The following is a 19,372-nucleotide window of genomic DNA, read 5'->3' as shown; positions in this document are numbered from 1 at the left end:
GGTCAAGGCTCCTAGAGGCCGGACTCGGCCGTGCGCACCAGGATGCGACGGCAGTTCTCGCAGCGCACCACCGTGTCGGGGGCGGCCGCGCGGATGTCGTTGATGTCGGTGATCGCCAGCTCCTGGCGGCAGCCCTGGCAGGTGCGCTGGTAGAGCTTGGCCGCGCCGATGCCGCCCTGCTGCTCGCGCAGCTTGTCGTAGAGCTTCAGCAGGTCGGCGGGGATGGTGCCCGCGATGACCTCGCGCTCCTTGGTCACCGTCGCCACCTCGCCGTCGATCTCCTCGAAGGCGGCGTCACGGCGCGCGGTCGCGTCGTCGATCTTCGACTGGACGGAGGAGACCCGCTCGGTGAGCTCGGCCACCCGCTCCTGAACGGACTCGATGCGCTCCATGACCTCCAGGACGACGTCCTCGAGGTCGCTCTGCCGCTTGGCGAGGGAGGCGATCTCGCGCTGGAGGTTCTCCAGGTCCTTGGGCGAGGTGACGGCGCCGGAGTCCAGGCGCTTCTGGTCGCGGGCGGCGCGCTGGCGCACCTGGTCCACGTCCTGCTCGGCCTTGGTCTGCTCGCGGGCGGTGTCGCTCTGCTCGGTCTGCGCGGCCACCAGCAGGTCGCGCAGCTGGGTGAGGTCCTTGGTGAGCGACTCGATCTCGGCGTGCTCAGGCAGCGACCTGCGCCGGTGCGCGAGCTGCTGCAGGCGTACGTCGAGGGCCTGGACGTCGAGGAGTCGGATCTGGTCGGCGGGCGCGGCGTTCAGTTGGGGGCTCCTGCAGTCGGATCGGGGGAGGCCGCGTGGGCCGTCCAGGGGTCGGTGACCGTCTTGGAGACATGGACCCTGAGGTCCCATCCATGGCGGTCGGAGATCTCGTCGAGCTGGGTGGCGGCCAGCTCGCACCAGGGCCATTCGGTGGCCCAGTGCGCCGCGTCGAGCAGCGCGAGGGGGCTTTGGAGCACGGCCTCGGAGGCCGGGTGGTGGCGCAGGTCCGCGGTGAGGAAGGCGTCGACACCGGCCGCACGGACCTGGTCGAAGAGGCTGTCGCCGGAGCCGCCGCTGACGGCGACCGTGCGGACGACCGCCTCGGGGTCGCCGGCGACGCGGATGCCCTGCGCGGTGGCGGGCAGCCGGGCGGCGGCCTGCTCGGCGAACTCGCGCAGCGGCAGCGGGTGGTCCAGCTCGCAGATGCGGCCCAGGCCCCGGCGGCCGGACGGATCGGCCGGGTCCGGCACCAGGGGGCGTACGACGCGAAGATCCAGCGCACCGGCGAGGGCGTCCGAGACTCCGGGGTCGGCCGTGTCCGCGTTGGTGTGGGCGACGTGCAGCGCGATGTCGTTCTTGATCAGGGTGTGGACGACGCGGCCCTTGAAGTGGGTCGCCGCGACCGTCGTCGTACCGCGAAGGTAGAGCGGATGGTGGGTGACCAGCAGGTCGGCGCCCAGCTTCACCGCCTCGTCGACGATCTCCTGCACGGGGTCGACCGCGAACAGGACCCGGGTGACCTCCTGGTCGGGGTCGCCCACGACCGTGCCGACCGCGTCCCAGGACTCGGCCCGCTCGGCGGGCCACAGGTTCTCCAGCGCGGCGATGACTTCAGACAGACGGGGCACGCTAGAAGGCTACCTGCCTGATCTGTGCCGCTGAACCTGTGTCCGTGGTCGGGCGGAGCGGTACCGGCACCCCGCGGCTCACCGCCGACCCCTTCAGCACAGCCGCCCCCGTTTCCTCAGGCGAATCGTTCCCCCGCCACCCTTATGTGTGAAGCAGGAGCCTCGTGGTCCCACGTGTGTGCGTGCGAAAACTAGCTTCGTCGCCGGAGGTGACCAGACCATGACGGCGTGTGCGATCGAGCCCGAGGCTGCTCCCGAGGACGGCGCTCCGCAATCCGGCTGCACCATCACCGTGGACGGCGCCTACGCCGCCCGCCTCGCGCCGGCCGGCGGCGGCTCCTGGTTCCCGGAGCGCTGGACGCTGGACGGCCCCGAGCCGTACGCCGTGCCGCTGCCCGGCAACCAGCCCGAGGAGCCCGGCACCGAGGTGCAGCCGATGGGCGACGGGCGGGTCCTCATCCACCGGCGGGCGGAGGGACGGCACCTGTTCTCGCTGCTGTACCCGACCGGACCGGGCACCGGCGAGCTGCTGATCGGCGCGGTGGAGTGTCCGGAGGAGGGCGCCCGGCTGCGGTTGCTGCCGCCCGCGCCGGGCGGCGAGAAGGCGTACGCCCTCGCCGTCGGCCGGCGCTCCAGCACGGTGTGGCTGGTGGCGGGCGGCGCCTTCGGGCCGGAGCAGCTGGCGGAGATCCCGGGCCGCTGCTCGGGCGGGGTGTGGCTGGACCGGACGGGACGGCTGCTGGCGCTCGACCGGGAGACCGGCGGCCGTACCAAGGCGGTCGTGGTCGACCTGGAGCGGGCCGGTGAGGTCTCGCCGCTGCTGCAGATCGCCGAGGGCAGCGACGACCGGCTGCTGCTCGCCGACCCGGACAGCGGTCTGCTGCTGATCGGCTCCGACGCGCCCTCGCCGGGCGAGGAGCGCCTCGGCTGGGGGGTGCTGGGCAGCACCCTGCCGGTGCGGTTCCCGGAGTGCCTGCGGCTGCCCGACTGCGTCGTGACGCCCTTCGCCATCCAGCCGGGGCAGGTGCTGCTGCCGGAGTCCTGCGGGGTGGCGCTGCGTATCGACGGGCCCGTCGGCAGCTGGGTGGGCCTGTGGCGGCCGGACCGGCGGCAGGTGCACCATTTCGCCGCGCCCTACGGGTGGTTGGCGGGCGCGGGTGTCTGGACCAGGGACGGGGTGCTCCAACTGCCCTACGCCACGGCCGAGGTGCCGTGCGGCGTGGCGCAGCTGGTGGCGCCCTCGGGGGAGACGGGGGAACCGGGGGATGCAGGGGGATCGGGGGGCGCGGGCCCGGAGGATCCGGCACGGGGTGAGCCGGCACAGCCGGATCCTCCGGAGCCCGTCGCACCGCGTCCCGTGCCCTTGCAGCAGGCGCCCTTGGGACGTCTTGTAACGAAATAGTGCCGATGGGCGTGCCCGTCTGGATCCGCGCGGAGGGTGGCCGGTTAAACTCGCCCGGCTGTTTGAAAGATCATGTTGACGGGGTGAATCCTTCCGATGAGCGACACAAGCACCATGCAGCCGCTGTCCGCCGAGTCCCGGGAAGACGCCGGGCACGGCCGGCACCGGGGCCCGAATTCGGCCCAGGACGGTGACACGGCCCCTCACGGCCGGCACCGCAAGCCGACCGAGGACAGCGAAGCGGCTGCTTGAGGGTACGCAGGGAAGGGGCTCGCACACCGGCCGGTGTGCGAGCCCCTTTCGTCTGTCTACGCCCGCTTGAGGCCCAGTACCTCCGCCGCCGCGAACGTCTCCCCCGGCGGCCGGTCCGCGTAGTGCGGGGTGAGTACGGCGTCCAGCTCGTCGTAGGTGAAGGTGTCCTGCTTGCTGTCGAACTTCGCCTGCACCCGCGGTCGGTCGACGACGGCCACCATGCCGCCGTGCACGACGAGCAGCTGGCCGTTGACGCGGGCCGCGGCGGGCGAGGCCAGGTAGCCGACGAGCGGGGCGACATGCTCGGGGGCGAGCGGGTCGAGGCCGTCGGCCGGCTGCTCGAAGCCGGCGAAGACGTCCTCGGTCATCCGGGTGCGGGCACGCGGGCAGATCGCGTTGGCCGTGACGCCGTACTTGGCCAGGGCGAGGGCCGTCGAGGTGGTGAGGCCGACGATTCCGCCCTTCGCGGCGGCATAGTTGGGCTGCCCGGCCGAGCCCGCCAGGAACGCCTCGGACGAGGTGTTCACGATCCGTCCGTAGACCGGCGCGCCCGCGGCCTTGGACCGCTCGCGCCAGTGCGCGGCAGCGAAGTGGGTGGTGTTGAAGTGGCCCTTGAGGTGGACCCGGATCACCGCGTCCCACTCGTCCTCGGTCATGGAGAAGACCATGCGGTCGCGCAGGATGCCCGCGTTGTTGACCAGGATGTCCAGCTTGCCGAACTCGCCGATCGCCAACTCCACGATCTCCCGGGCCTGTTGGAAGTCGGCGACGTCTCCGGTGTGGGCGAGCGCCTTGCCGCCCGCCGCACGGATCTCGGCGGCGACCTCTTCGGCGGGGCCCGCCGAGGCCTCCCCCGAGCCGTCCCGGCCCGGCTGCCCGAAGTCGTTGACGACGACGGCGGCCCCCAGCCGGGCGAGTTCGAGCGCCTCGGCCCGGCCGAGGCCGCGGCCGGCACCGGTCACGACGGCTGACAGCCCCTCCAGGGGCAGTGGCAGCGACGACACAGTCACGCCCCTCAGATCTCGATGCACGTACGAAGAGCCGTCCCCGTCCGCATCTGGTCCAGCGCCTCGTTGATCTCGCTCAACGGCACCCGGTGCGTGATCAGGCCCTCCAGGTCGACGCGGCCCGCCCGCCACAGGGCGATGGTCCGCTCGTAGGAACGCAGGACGTCACCGCCGCCGTACATCGACGGCAGGATCCGCTTCTCGTCGAAGAACAGCTCGAACATGTTGAGCTGCAGGAAGTCGTCCATGGCGCCCGCGCCGACCACGACGAGCGTGCCGCCGCGCCGGGTGCTGTCGTAGGCGGTGCGGGCGGTGGCCGACTTGCCGACGACCTCGAAGACGTAGTCGAAGCCCTCGCCGCCGGTGACGTTCTGCTTGGCGTCGGCCAGCTCGTCCGGCGAGACCGCCTTGGTGGCGCCGAACTTGAGGGCGGACTCGCGGCGCGAGGCGACCGGGTCGACGGCGACGATCTCGGCGGCGCCCTTGAGCCGCGCCCCCTGGATCGCGGAGATCCCCACGCCGCCGCAGCCTATGACGGCGACCGACGAACCGGCTTCCACATCGGCGGTGTTGAGGGCGGCGCCCAGGCCGGTGGTGACCCCGCAGCCGATCAGCGCGGCGATGTCGAAGGGCACGTCGCCCGGGATCGGCACCGCGCAGCCCGCGTCCACGACGACCTCTTCGGCGAAGGTGCCGGTGCCCGCGAAGCCGAATACATCGGAAGGGGTGCCGCCGGGGCGGCGGAAGTTGGGGGTGCCCGCGTTCATGAACCCGGCCAGGCACAGCTCGGTCTGCCCGCGCTTGCAGGCCGGACAGGCGCCACAGGCAGGCAGCCAGCAGACCACCACCCGGTCGCCCGGCTTCAAGTGGCCCACGCCTTCGCCGACTTCGACTATCTCGCCCGCGCCCTCGTGCCCGGGCACGAACGGCGCCGGCTGCGGCAGCACCCCGCTCATCGCGGACAGGTCCGAGTGGCACAGCCCGGTGGCCCGCACCCGGATCCTCACCTTGCCGGGCCCGAAGCCCGTCGCCTCGACGTCCTCGAAGACCTCGAGTTTGTCCTGGCCGATCTCGTGCAGTACGGCTGCGCGCATGGTGCGGCTCCCCTCAACTGCGTGCTGGATCAAAGGTGTTCGACGATCGTGTCGGCGAGGACCGGCGCGTCGTCCCGCTCGACTGCACTCACGGCGACCCGGACCTGCGGGCCCCCCCGCCACATGCGGATGCGCAGGGTCTCGCCGGGATACACGACGCCCGCGAACCGGGTGGCGTACGACCGCACCCGTGTCACGTCCCCGCCGAGCAGCGTGTCGACGACCGCCTTGAGCGTCATGCCATACGTGCACAGGCCGTGCAGGATGGGCTTTTCGAACCCCGCGGTCTTGGCGAAGTCCGGGTCGGCGTGCAGCGGGTTCCAGTCGCCGGACAGGCGGTAGAGCAGGGCCTGGTCCTCGCGGATCGGGCGCTCGACGGTGCGGTCGGGGCCGCCGGGGGGCGGGTCCAGGCGGGTGGAGGGGCCGCGGTCGCCGCCCCAGCCGCCCTCCCCGCGGACGAAGATCTGGGCGTCGTTGGTCCACAGGGGGCCGTCGGCGTCGGCCACCTCGGTGCGCATGACCAGGACGGCCGCCTTGCCCTTGTCGTACACGGCGGCGATACGGCCGGTGGCGGTCGCGGTGCCCACGACGGGGATCGGGCGGTGCAGGGTGAGGGACTGGCCGCCGTGCAGGACGCGGGCCAGGTCCACGTCGACGCCGGGCATGGACAGGCCGCTGATCACCCCGGGCGAGCCGTTGCCCGCGACGGTGGCGAAGGTCGGCAGGACGTGCAGCCGGGACTCCAGGGTGTAGCGCAGCTCGTCGGGATGCGTGGCGGGGATTCCGGCTCCGATCCCGAGGTGGTAGAGCTGGACGTCCTTGCGGTCCCAGGTGATCTCGCCGGAACGGGGCTCGGCGGCGAGGGCCTTCGCTGCATCGATGGGCATACGGCTCCTGGTGGCTCGGATGGTTCAAGACCTCGGCGCGGCCGTCCGCACCGTCGGCCGCGACCGAGGTCGTCACGAGTGCCGATCTAGAACGCGTTCCAGTGCGGCGCCCTCTGTATAGCCCAGCGCTCCGCACTTGTGAAGGCTCCTGACACTGTGTCAGCTGAGTGCGCGGCCGGCCGTGACATTTGTCCTGCCGGAGTCCGTACAAGCGCATCTGCCGGGCGGACACCTGGTCTCCGTAGCGTCGTAGGCATGACGAAGACGACGGGGATGACGGGGATGACGGGGATGACGGGGATGACGGGGATGAGGACAGGGACGGCGGCTGGGGCGCCGCCCGCCGTGTCCCTCACGGGGGCGGTCAAGACCTTCGGCAGCGTGCGCGCCCTGCAGGGCGTGGACCTTGAGATGGCGCAGGGCGAGACGGTGGCGCTGCTCGGCCGCAACGGCGCCGGCAAGTCGACGGCCATCTCGCTGCTGCTCGGCCTGAACGAGCCCGACGAGGGCACGGTACGGGTCTTCGGCGCTCCTCCCGAGCAGTCGGTGCGCGCCGGGCGGATCGGCGCGATGCTGCAGGAGGGGCGCGCGGTGCCCCGCGTCACGGTGCGGGAACTGGTGACCTTCGTGGCCGGCCGCTACCCGGACCCGATGCCCGTCGCGCGTGCCCTGCAGCTGGCCGGGATCACCGAGCTGGCGGGGCGCCGGGTGGACCGGCTGTCGGGCGGTCAGACGCAGCGCGTGCGGTTCGCCGTGGCGCTCGCCGGGAACCCCTCGCTGATCGTCCTGGACGAGCCGACCGCCGCCCTGGACGTGGAGGCGCGGCTCGCCTTCTGGGCGTCGATGCGCTCGTACGCCCGTCTCGGCCACACCGTGCTGTTCTCCACGCACCATCTGGAGGAGGCGGACGCGCATGCCGACCGCATCCTCGTCATCGACGGAGGCCGCATCGTGGCGGACGGCACCGGCGAGCAGCTCAAGCGGTCGGTGGGTGGCAGCCTGGTCGCCTTCGACCTCGCGGGACGGGGCACGGAGGGCCTGGAGCTGCTGCCCGGTGTGCGGTCGGTGGAGGTGCGCGGGGAGCGGGCGCGACTGCGCACCGACGACCCGGACGCGACGGTGATCGCACTGGCGGAACTGGGCGCGATACGCCGCCTGGAGGTGGCGCCCGCCTCCCTCGACGACGCGTTCCTGGCTCTGACCGCACGTGTGACGGAGGCGGCGTGATGCTGGACTATCTGCGGCTCGAAGTACGCCGGACCCTGCGCGACGCGGGTTTTGTCATCGGCGGGATCGCGATGCCGGTGCTGATGTATCTGCTGTTCACCAACCTCGGGACCAGTGACGGGAGTTGGAAGACGGGCGCGATGGTCGGCATGGCGGGCTACGGCGCCGTCGGCTGCGCCCTCAACACCGGCGGCGGGGTCGCCGAGGACCGGGCGATCGGCTGGCTGCGGCAGCTGCGCGTGACCCCGATGACCCCGCGTCAGGTCGTCGTCGGCCGCACGCTGACCGGCTCGGTGACGGTGCTGCCCGCCATCCTCGCGGTGCTCGCCGCGGGCGGCCTGCTCAACGGCGTACGGCTTCAGGCCTGGCAGTGGGCGGCGGTCGCGGCGCTGCTGTGGCTGGGCTCGCTGCCCTTCACCCTGCTGGGCCTGGGCAACGGCTACCGGCTGACCGGGCAGACCACCGGCGTGACCAACATGGCGTGCAACCTGGGCCTCGCGGTCCTCGGCGGCCTGTGGTTCCCGGTCACCCTCTTCCCGCACTGGCTGCGCACCCTGTCGGCGTACACGCCCACCTACCGATTCGCCCAGCTCGGCACCGCGGCGGCGGAGGGCCGCGCCCCGGCCCTCGGCGCGATCGCGGTGCTGACCCTCTGGTTGCTGGCCTTCGGTTCGTACGCTGTGCTGTCGTACCGGCGGTCCGGACGGACCGCCTGAACGGGGGGAGCGGAGACATGTCCTGGATACGAGGGGTCGCCCGTCAGGTGGACCGCCGGCGGGCGGCGCGGGCGCGCTGGAAGGCGGACAGGCGGGCCTTCAAGGCCGCTCAGAGGGAGGCGTGCCGCACCGGCGCCGAGGTGCCCGAGCACCCCGGGCCACCGCCGACCGCCTTCTCCCTCCTGCCCTGGCTGCTGATGGGGATGGGCGCGTTCTCCAACATCTTCCAGGGCAAGACCCCCAACCCGTGGATCGGCGGCCTGGGACTGCTCGCCTTCAACTCCCTGTACATCTACGTGGCGACCCGCGCGTTCGTGAGGGAGAAGCGGCAGTCGGCCTCCACGCGGGTGGCGCTGGTCCTGATGACCGCGATCACCTGCGGCCTCGCGGGCGGCTACGGTGACAGCTGGCTGCTGTTCTTCCCCCTGCTGGGCCTGGCGACGGGCGCCGCACTGCGGGGCGAGTACCTGCGCTGGTCGGGGTCCGCCATCGCCGTGCTCGCCGGTCTGGTCTCCGCCGTCCACGACGGCTGGAACGGCCTGAACATCGCGTACGCCACCTGGATCTCGACGATGGTGACGGCGGCGATCCTGACCCTCTCCGAGGCGGTACGGGAACTGCGCGCCGCCCGCGAGAAGCTGGCGCACCAGGCGGTCGAGAAGGAACGGCTGCGCTTCTCCCGCGATCTGCACGACCTGCTCGGGCACACGCTGTCGGTGATCGTGGTGAAGTCGGAGGCGGCCCGGCGGCTGGCCCCGGGGAACCTGGAGGCCGCACTCACCCAGATCGGCGACATCGAGTCCGTCGGCCGCCAGGCGCTCACCGAGATCCGCGAGGCCGTGACCGGCTACCGCGAGGGCAGCCTCGCCACCGAACTGGACCGGGCCCGCTCGGCCCTGTCCGCGGCGGCCGTCGAACCAGTGGTCCGCCGCACCGGCGCGCCCCTCGCCCCGCAGACCGAGGCACTGCTGGGCTGGGTGGTGCGGGAGGCGGTCACGAACGTCGTGCGGCACGCCGGCGCCACGCACTGCGAGATCACCGTGCACAGCAGCCCCGAACGCGTCAGCCTCACGGTCGCGGACAACGGGGAGGGTGTGCCTTCCACGGCCCCCTCCCCGTCCTTGCCGGGCATCGGCGGCACCGGCCTCAAGGGACTGACCGAGCGCCTCGCGGCGGCGGGCGGCTCCTTGCGGGCCGGCCCGTCGCCGCGAGGCGGTTTCACCGTCACCGCCGAACTCCCCGTGGAGGCCGACGACGTGTCCGAACCGGTGGCGGCTACGGCGCCCACGGCGAGCTGACGACCCAGCTCACGTCGTCCGCCCAGGACGTGGAGCTGTCCCAGGTGTTGGAGCCGCCGTTGCTCGCTATGTAGACGTTGAAGTCGTAGTGGCGGAGGAACTTGGTCGGGTAGTTGTACGAGGCGAACGAGGTCCCGGTGCCGCTCTTGCCAGTCGTCGGGCAGAAGGTCGCGTCGGATCTGAACTGCGCGCTGCCGTCCATGGGTTGGCGCAGCAGCTGGTAGTTGTAGTGGCGCAGGAAGTCACCGGGGTAGTTGCGCGACTCGAAGGAGACACAGGAACTGCTCGCCAGACCCCGGCGGACGATCCAGGTGGCGTCGCTCTTGTCGAGCGCCGAACTGCTCGAGGTGATCGGGGAGATGACCGCCGCGTCGTTCTGGTGGCGGATGTAGTCGCCCGTGCAGCACGAGGTCGTCGCCCGCAGGGAGATCTCCGACCCCGGGGTCAGCGAGCCGGTGGAGCCGGTCGCGCCGCCGTAGCCGACGGAGACGATGTTCGCCTGCACCGAGTTGTCGGCGGCGTCCGTCGGTGTGCCGGAGGTCATGACGCCCTCGAAGAAGGAACCGATGGAGCCGTTGCTGTTGTCGCCGCCGGTGCCGAGGACGATCGCGCCCTCCTGGTGCATGGGCGAGTAGCCGCTCCTCGTCGGTTCACCGCCGGAATAAGTGGTGGTGAGGCTGCCCGATTGCGCATTGCCGTACTTCAGCGCGAAATGGTTCTGACCGTTGTTCTTCAGCAAAGCCGTCACGAAGGGCAGCGGCCCGGTGCCGGTGTTCGAGGTGTTCTTGCTGTAGCCGGAGTCCGACTGGAAGAGGCCGTTCTCCAGGTCGGCCTGCACCCAGGGGCCGCCGCCGTAGCACGGGGAGAACCAGCACTCGGTGCCGAAGTTGATGGCGTCCATGTGGCCGTTGCCGGTGTCCTTGTTGTTCGTCTCGGCGTTGCCGTAGTCGAAGCAGCACCTGCCGTTGACATGGGTGCCGGAGGTCACCATGTACATCCCCTCGGCCTGCCCGTTGACGGCGACACCGGAGGTGGAGTTGTCCCGGTAGCCCATGCCGGCCGAGATCTCCAGGCCGTACACCTGGTGCCCGCCGACGGTCACCGGCAGGGCGTCCGCGGGCGCCCCGACATCGGCCGCGCCGGCCCCGCCCGCGCCCTCGACCGTCAGGTCGTTGTGGCGCGAGGACTGGTCGTAGATCTTGGTGATGATGCAGGTGGTGCCGGAACAGAAGGAGTCCTGGGCGGCCGCGTCGGCATACCCTCCGGCGGCCAGCAGCCCGATGTTCGCGGTGGCGCCGTCCGAGGCCCGCTGCACCTGGTAGAGCGAGCCGTTGTACGACGAGTAGAGCGCCCGGACGAGGCTGTGCGCGGCGACGCAGGGGGTGCCCGCGGCGGCGTAGATGTCGCAGGGCAGCGAGCCCGCCGCCTGCGCCTGCGGCACGCCGACGGCGAGCGCCAGGACGGTGACGAGCGCGGAGAGTGCGGCCAGGGCCGCGGTTCTGAGTCTGGAGAACCTGGAGAACACGGTGGAGCCTCCTTCATGTCCGATATCCCGAACGTTGTTCGACCGAAATGCCGAACCCATTCCTGCTGTCGAAATGCCGAACAATTGCGGATGGGGGTGCACGCACGGGAATTGCAAAGGCGAACTCCCAATGCAGACGCGATTGTTGGCCCGAAGTGGTAGGCCGTCAAGACTCGCGGAACGGAACAATGACAAGTCTTTAGACGAGCCTTTACTCGGGCCGCGGCCTCGTCCGCGCCCTACTCTTGGACCGTGAACGAGATGCCCCGGGATCACCGGCCGTCGAAGAACGTGCGCGTCCTGCTCGCCGAGGACCAGGGCATGATGCGGGGCGCGCTCGCCCTGCTGCTCGGCATGGAGGCGGACCTGGAGGTCGTCGCCCAGGTCGCGGCGGGCGACGCGATCGTGGACGCCGCGCTGACCCACCGGCCCGACGTGGCCCTGCTGGACATCGAACTGCCGGGCATGAGCGGCCTGGACGCGGCGGCCGTGCTGCGCGAGCAGGTCCCCGACTGCCGGGTGCTGATCCTCACCACCTTCGGGCGGCCCGGCTATCTGCGCCGCGCGATGGAGGCCGGAGCGGCCGGCTTCCTCGTGAAGGACGGCCCCGTCGAGGAGTTGGCCGCCGCGATCCGCCGGGTGCTGACCGGCGAGACCGTGATCGACCCCGCGCTCGCCGCCGCCGCGCTCAGCGCCGGCCCCAGCCCGCTCACCGCCCGCGAGTGCGACGTCCTCAAGGCGTCCGTGGACGGTGCGACGGTCGCCGACATCGCCGCCAAGCTGCACCTGTCGGAGTCGACGGTCCGCAACTACCTCTCGTCCGCCATCGGCAAGACGGGCACCCGCAACCGCATGGAGGCGATGCGGGAGGCTCGTCAGCAGGGGTGGCTGTGACCAATCACCGCGCCAGCGCTCTCACCCTCGCGCCCTGGCAGGCGGGGGTGAGGAGGCGAGCTTCCTTGCGATCCCGTTGCTCAAAGTCGCAGTAACTTTCAGCATTCCAGGTGTTTTCACCTGAAAGGTCCGTGACGGTGTCACCACAGCGCGGGTTGCGCTTCGGTGTCCTGACGACGGTCTCCCGTTTCCTTCTGCCGCTGTGCGGCAGGGCTGCGCCACCTGCCCGCCCGCCCCGGCCGGTGTTCCGGTCGGGGCGTTGGCGGCGGGTCTTACGATCGGCTCCACGGAGCTTCGACACGCGGGGCGTGTCCTGGTCTCCGGCCACTCCGGTACCAGTGGTGCGGGCCGCGGCGAGCGCGACCAGATTGCGTGCCGCGTTCTCGTCCCGGTCCATGACCAGACCGCACGCGTCGCAGGCGAAGACTCGGACGTGCAGCGGCAGCTTGGCTTTCACGGCGCCGCACACCGAGCAGGTCTTGGAAGAGGGGTACCAGCGGTCCGCCACGACGGTACGGCAGGCATTGCGCCGGCCCTTGTAGGCGAGCTGGCGTCGGATCTCCCCGAACCCCGCATCAGCCACGCGGCGGGCGAGCCGTTTGTTGCGCAGCATTCCGGTGACGTTGAGGTCTTCGACCACTACCGTGCCGTACTCGGCGCGTACGCGTGTGGTGAGTCTGTGCAGAGCGTCGCTGCGCAGGTTCGCCACTCGGTGGTGGACCTTGTTGCGCTCGCGGTTGGCCTTCTCCCACCGCTTCGACGGCTTCTTGCCAGTCCTGCGGTCTGGTCCCTGCCGCCGTGAGACGCGGCGGGAATGGAACCTCAGCAGCTTGAGCACACCGTCCAGGTGCTTCGGGTTCGGCTCGTACCGAATCTCACCCGTGCTGTCAGCCAAGACCGCGAGGTGCTTGACACCCAGGTCGATCCCGACCGCCGTGTTTGGCCGGGCAACGCGAGTGATCTCCCGCCCGGTCTCGACCTGGAAGGAGACGAACCAGCGTCCGCGCTCGTGCCGAACAGTCGCGGACAGGATGCGCGCCGTCCTGGCCTGGATGCGGGTCAGAAGCTTGACCGTGGGTTCGTGGGTACGAAGCGTGCCCAGCCGGGGCAGGCTGACGTGCCGTCCGCTCGACTCGACGCGGATCGTGCCAGTCGTGAAACGGCAAGCCAGGCGGGCCTTTCGCTTCTGCTTCCGACGCGGGATGCCTACGTGGCACCCCTTGCGCTTGCCTTGCTTGGACTTGGCGTAGTTATCGAACGCGGCAGCCGCGTTCGCGAGACCGGTGTTGTAAGCCTCCTTGGAGTTCTCCTCCCACCACTCTGCGAATCTCGGGTCGGTGACCTTGGCCCGGTTGAACTCCTTCCGCAGCGCGGGCAGCGACCACGACCGCCACGGAGTCAACTCCTCCTCGTCAGCGCCGTAGGAGGCTTCCGCCTTGCGCTGCCACCACGTGGCGGTCACCCACGACACGGCCCAGTTGTAGGCAGCGCGGGCGGCACCGCAGTGCGAGTGCAGCGCCCGCTCCTGCCCGGCGTTCGGATCGAGGGCGAACTTGTAGGCCTGCACCACACAACCGGGCTGTGCCCGAAACTTCCCACCCACTCGGCAGTCTCACCCCCGACTTCGAAGAAGATCCCCTCACCGCTCTCAACGAGCACAGCAGGCGAAGGTCACACATTCGACAGAGGAACTCTCGTTCCCGTCCGAGGCAAGCCGCTGACCACACCGGGCAGAGCCGCCGTGACGCACCGTCCCCGTGCGCCCCCAGATAGACAAAGGGCGTCCACGGGCAGCCCGGATCGTTGCCTCACCCCGCGGAACTCGTCGAAATTCTCCGCGGCAGCCACACCAGCATCAGCACCGTCCCCGCGAGCAGCACCCCGGTGCCCGTCCGGAAGACCAGCGCGTACCCCTCCGTGAGCGCGCCGGGAGTACCGCTGCCCGCCGTGCGCGTCGCCGCGATCGTCGACATCACCGCGAGCCCCAGCGAACCGCCCATCGTGCGCGAGGTGTTGACCAGCCCCGACACCAGCCCGGCCTCCCCCGGAGCCGCCCCGGACGTGGCGAGTGCGGCGAGCGGGGTCGCCGTGAGGCCCGCGCCCAGCATCATCAGGATGCCCGGGAACATGATCTCCGTCAGATAGTTGCCCCCCGGCGTCATCATCGACTGCCATGCGAAGCCCACCGCCGCCAGGGCAGTCCCGAGCACGGCCACGTTCCGCGCGCCGAACACCGGCAGGAACCGGGGCGCCGACTTGGAGCCGAGCAGCACCGCCAGGGAGCTGGGCACCAGCGCCAGCCCGGCCTCGAAGGGCGTGTAGCCGAGCACGTTCTGCGCGTACAACGTCATGAAGAACCACATGCAGAACATCGCGGACCCGTTCACGAACATCGCCGCGTTCGCCGACGACACGGCCCGCACCCGGAACAGCCCGAGCGGCATCAGCGGCGCCGCCGTACGCGCCTCCACGACCAGGAACAGCCCGATCAGCGCAAGCCCGGCGACCAGCGGCACGAGGCTGGCCGCCGCCGTCCACCCCTCCGCCTCCGTCTGCGAGATCCCGTACGCCAGCGTCCCGAGCCCCGCCGTCACCAGCAGCGCACCCGGCAGATCGAGCCGCCGCCCGTCCCCGTTGCGGCTCTCCACCAGCCAGAGCAGCGAGCCGGCCAGCACCAGCGCCCCGATGGGCACGTTGATCAGCAGCACCCACCGCCACGACAGCCCGTCCACCAGCGCCCCGCCGACCAGCCCGCCGGCCGCTCCGCCACCGGCGCCCACCGCGGTCCAGGTCGCTATCGCCCGCGCCCGCGCGGCTCCCTCCGGAACGGCCGAGGTGAGAATGGTCAGCGTCGAGGGCGCGAGCACCGCCGCCCCCAGCCCCTGCACGGCCCGCGCGACCAGCAGCTGACCGCCCTCCTGCGCCAGCCCGCCGCCCAGCGAGGCCGCCGTGAACAGGGCGAGCCCCACCAGGAACATCCGCTTGCGCCCGTACAGGTCCCCGGCCCGCCCGCCGAGCAGCATGAACCCGGCGAAGGCGATCGCGTACGCGTTCACCACCCACTGCAGTCCCTGCGGGCTCAGCCCCAGGTCGGCCCGCATCGACGGCAGCGCCACATTGACGACCGACACATCGAGCACGACCAGGAACTGCCCGGCGCAGGCGAGCGCCACGACCAGCCAGGTGGGAGGAGCGGTACGGCGGGACGGGGTCCGGGTGACGTCAGCGGCTTCCAGCATGCCTGTCATGCTCTCAACCGGGTTACGGTCCTTGCATCGGGATTTCGCCGCAGCGGGCCCTCCTCCGCAGGACCTACACCGCCCGCAGGAGCGTCACCACCGCCGCCCCGCCCAGCCCGATGTTGTGCGCGAGCCCCACCTGCGCCCCCGGCACCTGCCGCGCCCCCGCCTCGTCCCTCAGCTGCCACACCAGCTCGGCCACCTGGGCAATCCCGGTCGCCCCCAGCGGATGCCCCTTGGAGATCAGCCCGCCGGACGGGTTCACCACCCACCGCCCGCCGTACGTCGTCGCCCCCGACTCGACGAGCTTGCCGGACTCCCCCTCCCCGCACATGCCGAGCGCCTCGTACGTCAGCAGCTCGTTGACGGAGAAGCAGTCGTGCAGTTCCACGACGTCCACGTCGCCGATCCCGAGCCCGGCCCGCTCGTACACCTGTCGTGCCGCCTCCCGGGACATCGGCTGCCCCACGACGTCGATGCACGACCCGGACGCGAAGGACTCCTCCGTGTCGGTCGTCATCGCCTGCGCGACGATCTCGACGGCCTTTCCGCCCAGCTCCCGCCGCTCCACGAACCGTTCGGAGACGACGAGTGCGGCCGCCGCGCCGTCCGAGGTCGGCGAGCACTGCAGCTTGGTCAGCGGCCGGTGGACGGGGCGCGCGGCGAGGATGTCGTCCACCTCGTACACGTCCCGGAACTGCGCATACGGATTGTGTGCCGAGTGCCGGTGGTTCTTGGCGGCCACGGCGGCGAGCTGCGCCTCGGTCGTGCCGTAGCGCTCCACGTGTTCGCGGGCCGCGTCGCCGAAGATCTGGGCGGTGGGCGGGGTCATCTCGAAGCCGTGGCGGGCGGCCATGATGCCGTAGTGCCGGGCGACCGGGGACGCGGAGAAGTCTCCTCCGTCAGCGCCTCCGCCCAGCGCCCCCTTCTTCATCTTCTCGAAGCCCAGCGCCAGTACGCAGTCGGCGGCCCCGCCCTCCACGAGCTGCCGGGCCAGCATCAGGGCGGTCGAGCCGGTCGCGCAGTTGTTGTTGACGTTGTAGACGGGCACACCGGTGAGACCCAGCTCATACGCGGCCCGCTGCCCGGCGGTCGAGGGCTGGAAGCAGTAGCCGACGGGAACCTGTTCCACGTCCTGGTACGAGACCCCTGCGTCCGCGAGAGCGGCGCTCCCCGCCTCCCGCACCATGTCCCAGTACTGCCAGTCACGGGTCTCAGGCTTCTCGAACCGGGTCATCCCGACCCCGACGACGTAGGCCTTCGTGCCCGTGCGGTATGCCTTCATGGCGCGCGAGACTAGAACACGTTCCACCAAGCCGCCAGGCCTGACGACTGATCAGATCCCCATGACCGGGTCAAGAATTCATTAGAGACCCGAAGCAACGGAATAGTTGCCTGTGCATACGAGGTTTACCCGGCACTTATCTCGCACAGCTCTTCCTCTCGTACGGCCTGGAGGCCTCACCCCATGACGCACACGACGACCGAACAGCCCGCCCGGCGGGCGAGCGGGGCCTTGGTCCCGGTACTCGCCTTCGCGGGCATCGTTGTCGCGGTGATGCAGACCCTGCTCGTCCCGGTCATCAAGGACCTGCCGCAGCTGCTGGGCACCGCACCCAGCAATGCCACCTGGGTCCTGACCTCGACACTTCTCTCGGGAGCCGTCGCCACCCCGATCATGGGCCGCCTCGGTGACCTCTACGGCAAGCGGCGCATGCTGATCCTCAGCCTCGCCGTGATGGTGGTCGGCGCCCTGATCAGCGCCCTCACCAGCGAACTGCTCACGATGATCGCCGGTCGTACGCTCCAGGGCTTCGCGATGGGCGCCATCCCGCTCGGCATCGGTCTGATGCGCGACATGCTGCCCCGCGAGAAGCTCGGCTCGGCGATGGCCCTGATGAGCTCTTCCATAGGCGTCGGCGGCGGCCTCGCCCTGCCGCTCGCGGCCCTGGTCGCCCAGCATGCCGACTGGCACGCCCTCTTCTACGGCGCCGCGGGCCTCGGCGCCCTCTCGATCCTCCTCACCCTCCTGGTCGTACCGGAGTCCCCGATGCGCGCCGAGGGCACCTTCGACCTGCTCGGCGCACTCGGTCTCTCGGCGGGTCTGGTGCTCTTCCTTCTCCCCATCACCAAGGGCAGCGACTGGGGCTGGACCTCCGGCACGACGCTCGGCCTCTTCGGCGCGTCGGCCGTCGTACTCGTCCTGTGGGGCGTCCTCGAACTCCGTATGAAGGCCCCGCTGGTGGACCTGCGGACGACGGCCCGCCCGGCCGTCCTCTTCACCAACCTGGCCTCGATCATGGTCGGTGTCTCCTTCTACGTCGTCTCCCTCGTCCTTCCCCAGCTGCTCCAGCTCCCGAAGGCGACCGGCTACGGCCTCGGCCAGTCGATGGTCGTCGCGGGCCTGCTGGTGGCCCCGCTGGGCCTGACGATGATGTTCACGGCGCCGGTCTACGCCCGCCTGTCCGCGAAGTACGGCCCCAAGGTCACCCTGATCCTCGGCCTGCTGATCATCGCGATCGGCTACGGCGCCGGGCTCGGCCTGATGAGCGCCCCGTGGCAGAGCCTGGTCATCGCGGTGGTGCTGGGCGCGGGCATCGGCCTCGCGTACTCGTCCCTGCCCGCACTGATCGTCGGTGCGGTCCCGGCCTCGGAGACGGGTGCGGCGAACGGTCTGAACACCCTGATGCGTTCCATCGGTACGTCCGTGTCGAGCGCCGTCATCGGCATGGTGCTGGCCAACACCGCGAACAACGTCGGCGGCGTCGAGATCCCGACCATGCACGGCTTCCGCGTCTCCTTCCTGATCGCGACCGGCGCGGTCGCCGTCGGTCTGCTGATGGCCCTGTTCCTGCCCAAGCCGAACCGGGCGCCGCAGTTGCTCGCGAGCAGCGAGGAGGACGACGCCGTCGTGGAGCGTGCGGAGGAAGTGCTGCGTGGTTTCCGTGGCCGGGTGCTGGGTGCCGACGGCGTTCCGGTGGCCCGGGCGAAGGTCACGCTGATCGATCGGCGGGGCCGGCAGGCGGGGGCGGCGGTCTCCGACGAGGACGGGAGCTATGTGCTGGCGGTGCCGGCCGAGGGGGCGTATGTGCTGGCCGCACGGGCCTCGGGGCATGGGCCGCTTGCGTCTTCGGCTACGCATCCCGGGGAGGCCGCGGTGGAGTTGGATCTGTCGTTGCCCGGGGAGACCGTGAGCGCGTAGCACCCGGTTGGTTCTGTTGTCTGGCGGCTGACTCGCCATCGTGGCTGGTCGCGCAGTTCCCCGCGCCCCAAGCGCCGTGTCGCACCCCCGGTCGAATCGGCGGCCGGGGGTGCGGCAGCATGGGGGCCGCAGACGTACGTACGACCGGGAGGAACCCCATGGCCGCGGCACCCAAGCCGGAGATCCTGGCGGCGTTCGAGGCCGCGAAGGGGTTCATGCCTGTGGATGAGGGGCTGGCGCTCTACGCGGCCGCCGTCGAGGCGGGGGCGCTCGGGCTGCCCCTGCTGGAGATCGGCACGTACTGCGGCCGGTCCGCGATCCTGCTCGCTGACGCGGCCCGCGAGACCGGGGTCACCGCGCTGACCCTCGACCACCACCGCGGCAGCGAGGAGCAGCAGCCGGGCTGGGACTACCACGACCCGGAGACGGTCGACCCGGAGATCGGCCTGATGGACACGCTGCCGACGTTCCGCCGCACCCTGCACCGCGCGGGGCTGGAGGAGCACGTGGTGGCGCTGGTCGGCCGCTCGCCGCAGATCGCGAAGTTCTGGCGGACCCCCCTCGGCCTGGTCTTCATCGACGGCGGCCACACCGACGAGCACGCCGGCGCCGACTACGAGGGCTGGGCCCCCCATGTGGCCGAAGGCGGCCTGCTCCTCATCCATGACGTCTTCCCGAACCCGAAGGACGAGTTCACCGGCCAGGCGCCGTACCGGGTCTACCTGCGGGCACTGGCGTCGGGAGCGTTCACGGAGGTCGCGGTGACCGGCTCACTGCGGGTGTTGCGGCGAACGGGGGTGGGGCGGTAACCCCACCCGTCCGGGCAGAAGGACGCATTCCTCACACTTCGCCACCTGCAAGCTCGCGGAGTTCATCGATCGACCTCGTGACTTCCGCCTCACCTGCCTTGTCGCGGGCGACGGCCTCCATGAGGCGCTGGACGTCGGCGGGAGAAGCCAGCAGGTAGACCGTCTCCTGCCAGGCTCCGTAGTCGTCAGCGGACAAAGCCCTCCTCACCCAGGTGCG

At 71.0% G+C, this 19,372-nt stretch carries 18 protein-coding genes; 8 read left to right on the top strand and 10 right to left on the bottom strand.

The genetic code is table 11. The annotated features are described in order from the left end of the window. Positions 1-11: 11 nt before the first annotated feature. Both ACWCRD_RS21135 and ACWCRD_RS21130 read right to left on the bottom strand, forming a co-directional pair. The gene (locus ACWCRD_RS21135) at positions 12-755 is read right to left on the bottom strand and encodes a zinc ribbon domain-containing protein (protein ID WP_450967378.1); all 744 of its coding nucleotides are present in this window, start codon (positions 753-755) and stop codon (positions 12-14) included. After that, positions 752-1,603 (bottom strand): Nif3-like dinuclear metal center hexameric protein, encoded by an 852-nt coding sequence (locus ACWCRD_RS21130; protein ID WP_450967322.1) that lies wholly within the window; start codon positions 1,601-1,603, stop codon positions 752-754. Before ACWCRD_RS21130 ends, ACWCRD_RS21135 begins: the two co-directional genes overlap by 4 nt. Positions 1,604-1,823: 220 nt before the next feature. On the opposite strand from ACWCRD_RS21130, the gene ACWCRD_RS21125 reads away from it, so the two are divergent. Further along, complete coding sequence (locus ACWCRD_RS21125; RefSeq protein ID WP_450967321.1) at positions 1,824-3,005, top strand: hypothetical protein; 1,182 nt, start codon at positions 1,824-1,826, stop codon at positions 3,003-3,005. Between the two features lie 96 nt (positions 3,006-3,101). Beyond that, entirely contained in the window at positions 3,102-3,257 is a 156-nt protein-coding gene (locus tag ACWCRD_RS21120; RefSeq protein ID WP_450967320.1) for a hypothetical protein, read from the top strand. A 56-nt stretch (positions 3,258-3,313) separates the two neighbouring features. On the opposite strand, the gene ACWCRD_RS21115 is transcribed toward ACWCRD_RS21120, so the two are convergent. The 3 genes from ACWCRD_RS21115 to ACWCRD_RS21105 are packed head-to-tail and all read right to left on the bottom strand — an operon-like array spanning position 3,314 to position 6,245. Beyond that, positions 3,314-4,252 (bottom strand): 3-oxoacyl-ACP reductase, encoded by a 939-nt coding sequence (locus ACWCRD_RS21115; protein WP_450967377.1) that lies wholly within the window; start codon positions 4,250-4,252, stop codon positions 3,314-3,316. A 20-nt stretch (positions 4,253-4,272) separates the two neighbouring features. Continuing rightward, on the bottom strand, positions 4,273-5,358 hold the full coding sequence (locus tag ACWCRD_RS21110; protein ID WP_450967319.1) for a Zn-dependent alcohol dehydrogenase: 1,086 nt from the start codon (positions 5,356-5,358) through the stop codon (positions 4,273-4,275). 29 nt (positions 5,359-5,387) lie between these two features. Then, positions 5,388-6,245: a MaoC/PaaZ C-terminal domain-containing protein gene (locus ACWCRD_RS21105; RefSeq protein WP_450967318.1), complete on the bottom strand. Its 858-nt coding sequence runs from the start codon at positions 6,243-6,245 to the stop codon at positions 5,388-5,390. A 309-nt stretch (positions 6,246-6,554) separates the two neighbouring features. Between ACWCRD_RS21105 and ACWCRD_RS21100 the strand changes: the two genes are divergently transcribed. Genes ACWCRD_RS21100 through ACWCRD_RS21090 form a run of 3 tightly spaced genes read left to right on the top strand, consistent with a single transcriptional unit; the run spans position 6,555 to position 9,486 of the window. Then, positions 6,555-7,472 carry an ATP-binding cassette domain-containing protein gene (locus ACWCRD_RS21100; RefSeq protein ID WP_450967376.1) on the top strand — a complete coding sequence of 306 codons (918 nt, stop codon included), beginning with the start codon at positions 6,555-6,557 and terminating at the stop codon, positions 7,470-7,472. Next, a complete protein-coding gene (locus ACWCRD_RS21095) occupies positions 7,472-8,188 on the top strand; it encodes an ABC transporter permease (RefSeq protein WP_450967317.1) in 717 nt (238 codons plus the stop codon). The genes ACWCRD_RS21100 and ACWCRD_RS21095 overlap by 1 nt, the downstream gene beginning before the upstream one ends. Positions 8,189-8,205: 17 nt before the next feature. Next, positions 8,206-9,486, top strand: a complete 1,281-nt coding sequence (locus tag ACWCRD_RS21090; protein WP_450967316.1) for a sensor histidine kinase — start codon at positions 8,206-8,208, stop codon at positions 9,484-9,486. Here ACWCRD_RS21090 and ACWCRD_RS21085 read toward each other — a convergent pair. Then, a complete protein-coding gene (locus ACWCRD_RS21085; RefSeq protein WP_450967315.1) occupies positions 9,464-11,071 on the bottom strand; it encodes an alpha-L-arabinofuranosidase B in 1,608 nt (535 codons plus the stop codon). The genes ACWCRD_RS21090 and ACWCRD_RS21085 overlap by 23 nt on opposite strands. 201 nt (positions 11,072-11,272) lie before the next feature. On the opposite strand from ACWCRD_RS21085, the gene ACWCRD_RS21080 reads away from it, so the two are divergent. Then, positions 11,273-11,905, top strand: coding sequence for a response regulator (locus ACWCRD_RS21080; RefSeq protein ID WP_450967375.1), 633 nt, complete (start codon positions 11,273-11,275; stop codon positions 11,903-11,905). A gap of 4 nt (positions 11,906-11,909) precedes the next feature. Here ACWCRD_RS21080 and tnpB read toward each other — a convergent pair whose 3' ends face one another. The 3 genes from tnpB to ACWCRD_RS21065 form a co-directional block, all read right to left on the bottom strand. After that, positions 11,910-13,475, bottom strand: coding sequence for an IS607 family element RNA-guided endonuclease TnpB (gene tnpB, locus ACWCRD_RS21075; RefSeq protein WP_450967314.1), 1,566 nt, complete (start codon positions 13,473-13,475; stop codon positions 11,910-11,912). Positions 13,476-13,713: 238 nt separating this feature from the next. Then, on the bottom strand, positions 13,714-15,144 hold the full coding sequence (locus ACWCRD_RS21070) for an MFS transporter (RefSeq protein ID WP_450967313.1): 1,431 nt from the start codon (positions 15,142-15,144) through the stop codon (positions 13,714-13,716). Between the two features lie 73 nt (positions 15,145-15,217). After that, positions 15,218-16,429 (bottom strand): lipid-transfer protein, encoded by a 1,212-nt coding sequence (locus tag ACWCRD_RS21065; RefSeq protein ID WP_450967312.1) that lies wholly within the window; start codon positions 16,427-16,429, stop codon positions 15,218-15,220. Between the two features lie 183 nt (positions 16,430-16,612). On the opposite strand from ACWCRD_RS21065, the gene ACWCRD_RS21060 reads away from it, so the two are divergent. Next, positions 16,613-18,346, top strand: coding sequence for an MFS transporter (locus ACWCRD_RS21060; protein ID WP_450967311.1), 1,734 nt, complete (start codon positions 16,613-16,615; stop codon positions 18,344-18,346). Between the two features lie 158 nt (positions 18,347-18,504). Beyond that, positions 18,505-19,155, top strand: a complete 651-nt coding sequence (locus ACWCRD_RS21055) for a class I SAM-dependent methyltransferase (RefSeq protein WP_450967310.1) — start codon at positions 18,505-18,507, stop codon at positions 19,153-19,155. A 31-nt stretch (positions 19,156-19,186) separates the two neighbouring features. Here ACWCRD_RS21055 and ACWCRD_RS21050 read toward each other — a convergent pair whose 3' ends face one another. Beyond that, complete coding sequence (locus ACWCRD_RS21050; RefSeq protein WP_450967309.1) at positions 19,187-19,351, bottom strand: type II toxin-antitoxin system Phd/YefM family antitoxin; 165 nt, start codon at positions 19,349-19,351, stop codon at positions 19,187-19,189. Between the last annotated feature and the right edge of the window lie 21 nt (positions 19,352-19,372).

Source organism: Streptomyces sp. NPDC002092 (assembly GCF_053593775.1).
This window is presented reverse-complemented; position numbering and strand designations above follow the sequence as displayed.

Bases quoted from the DNA above. Each gene is read 5' to 3' on its own strand.
- ACWCRD_RS21070 (WP_450967313.1), bottom strand. From the start codon at position 15,144: ATGCTGGAAGCCGCTGACGTCACCCGGACCCCGTCCCGCCGTACCGCT.
- ACWCRD_RS21125 (WP_450967321.1), top strand. From the start codon at position 1,824: ATGACGGCGTGTGCGATCGAGCCCGAGGCTGCTCCCGAGGACGGCGCT.
- ACWCRD_RS21080 (WP_450967375.1), top strand. From the start codon at position 11,273: ATGCCCCGGGATCACCGGCCGTCGAAGAACGTGCGCGTCCTGCTCGCC.
- ACWCRD_RS21090 (WP_450967316.1), top strand. From the start codon at position 8,206: ATGTCCTGGATACGAGGGGTCGCCCGTCAGGTGGACCGCCGGCGGGCG.
- ACWCRD_RS21120 (WP_450967320.1), top strand. From the start codon at position 3,102: ATGAGCGACACAAGCACCATGCAGCCGCTGTCCGCCGAGTCCCGGGAA.
- ACWCRD_RS21100 (WP_450967376.1), top strand. From the start codon at position 6,555: ATGAGGACAGGGACGGCGGCTGGGGCGCCGCCCGCCGTGTCCCTCACG.
- ACWCRD_RS21095 (WP_450967317.1), top strand. From the start codon at position 7,472: ATGCTGGACTATCTGCGGCTCGAAGTACGCCGGACCCTGCGCGACGCG.
- ACWCRD_RS21110 (WP_450967319.1), bottom strand. From the start codon at position 5,358: ATGCGCGCAGCCGTACTGCACGAGATCGGCCAGGACAAACTCGAGGTC.
- ACWCRD_RS21105 (WP_450967318.1), bottom strand. From the start codon at position 6,245: ATGCCCATCGATGCAGCGAAGGCCCTCGCCGCCGAGCCCCGTTCCGGC.
- ACWCRD_RS21065 (WP_450967312.1), bottom strand. From the start codon at position 16,429: ATGAAGGCATACCGCACGGGCACGAAGGCCTACGTCGTCGGGGTCGGG.
- ACWCRD_RS21060 (WP_450967311.1), top strand. From the start codon at position 16,613: ATGACGCACACGACGACCGAACAGCCCGCCCGGCGGGCGAGCGGGGCC.
- ACWCRD_RS21085 (WP_450967315.1), bottom strand. From the start codon at position 11,071: ATGGGTTCGGCATTTCGGTCGAACAACGTTCGGGATATCGGACATGAA.
- ACWCRD_RS21055 (WP_450967310.1), top strand. From the start codon at position 18,505: ATGGCCGCGGCACCCAAGCCGGAGATCCTGGCGGCGTTCGAGGCCGCG.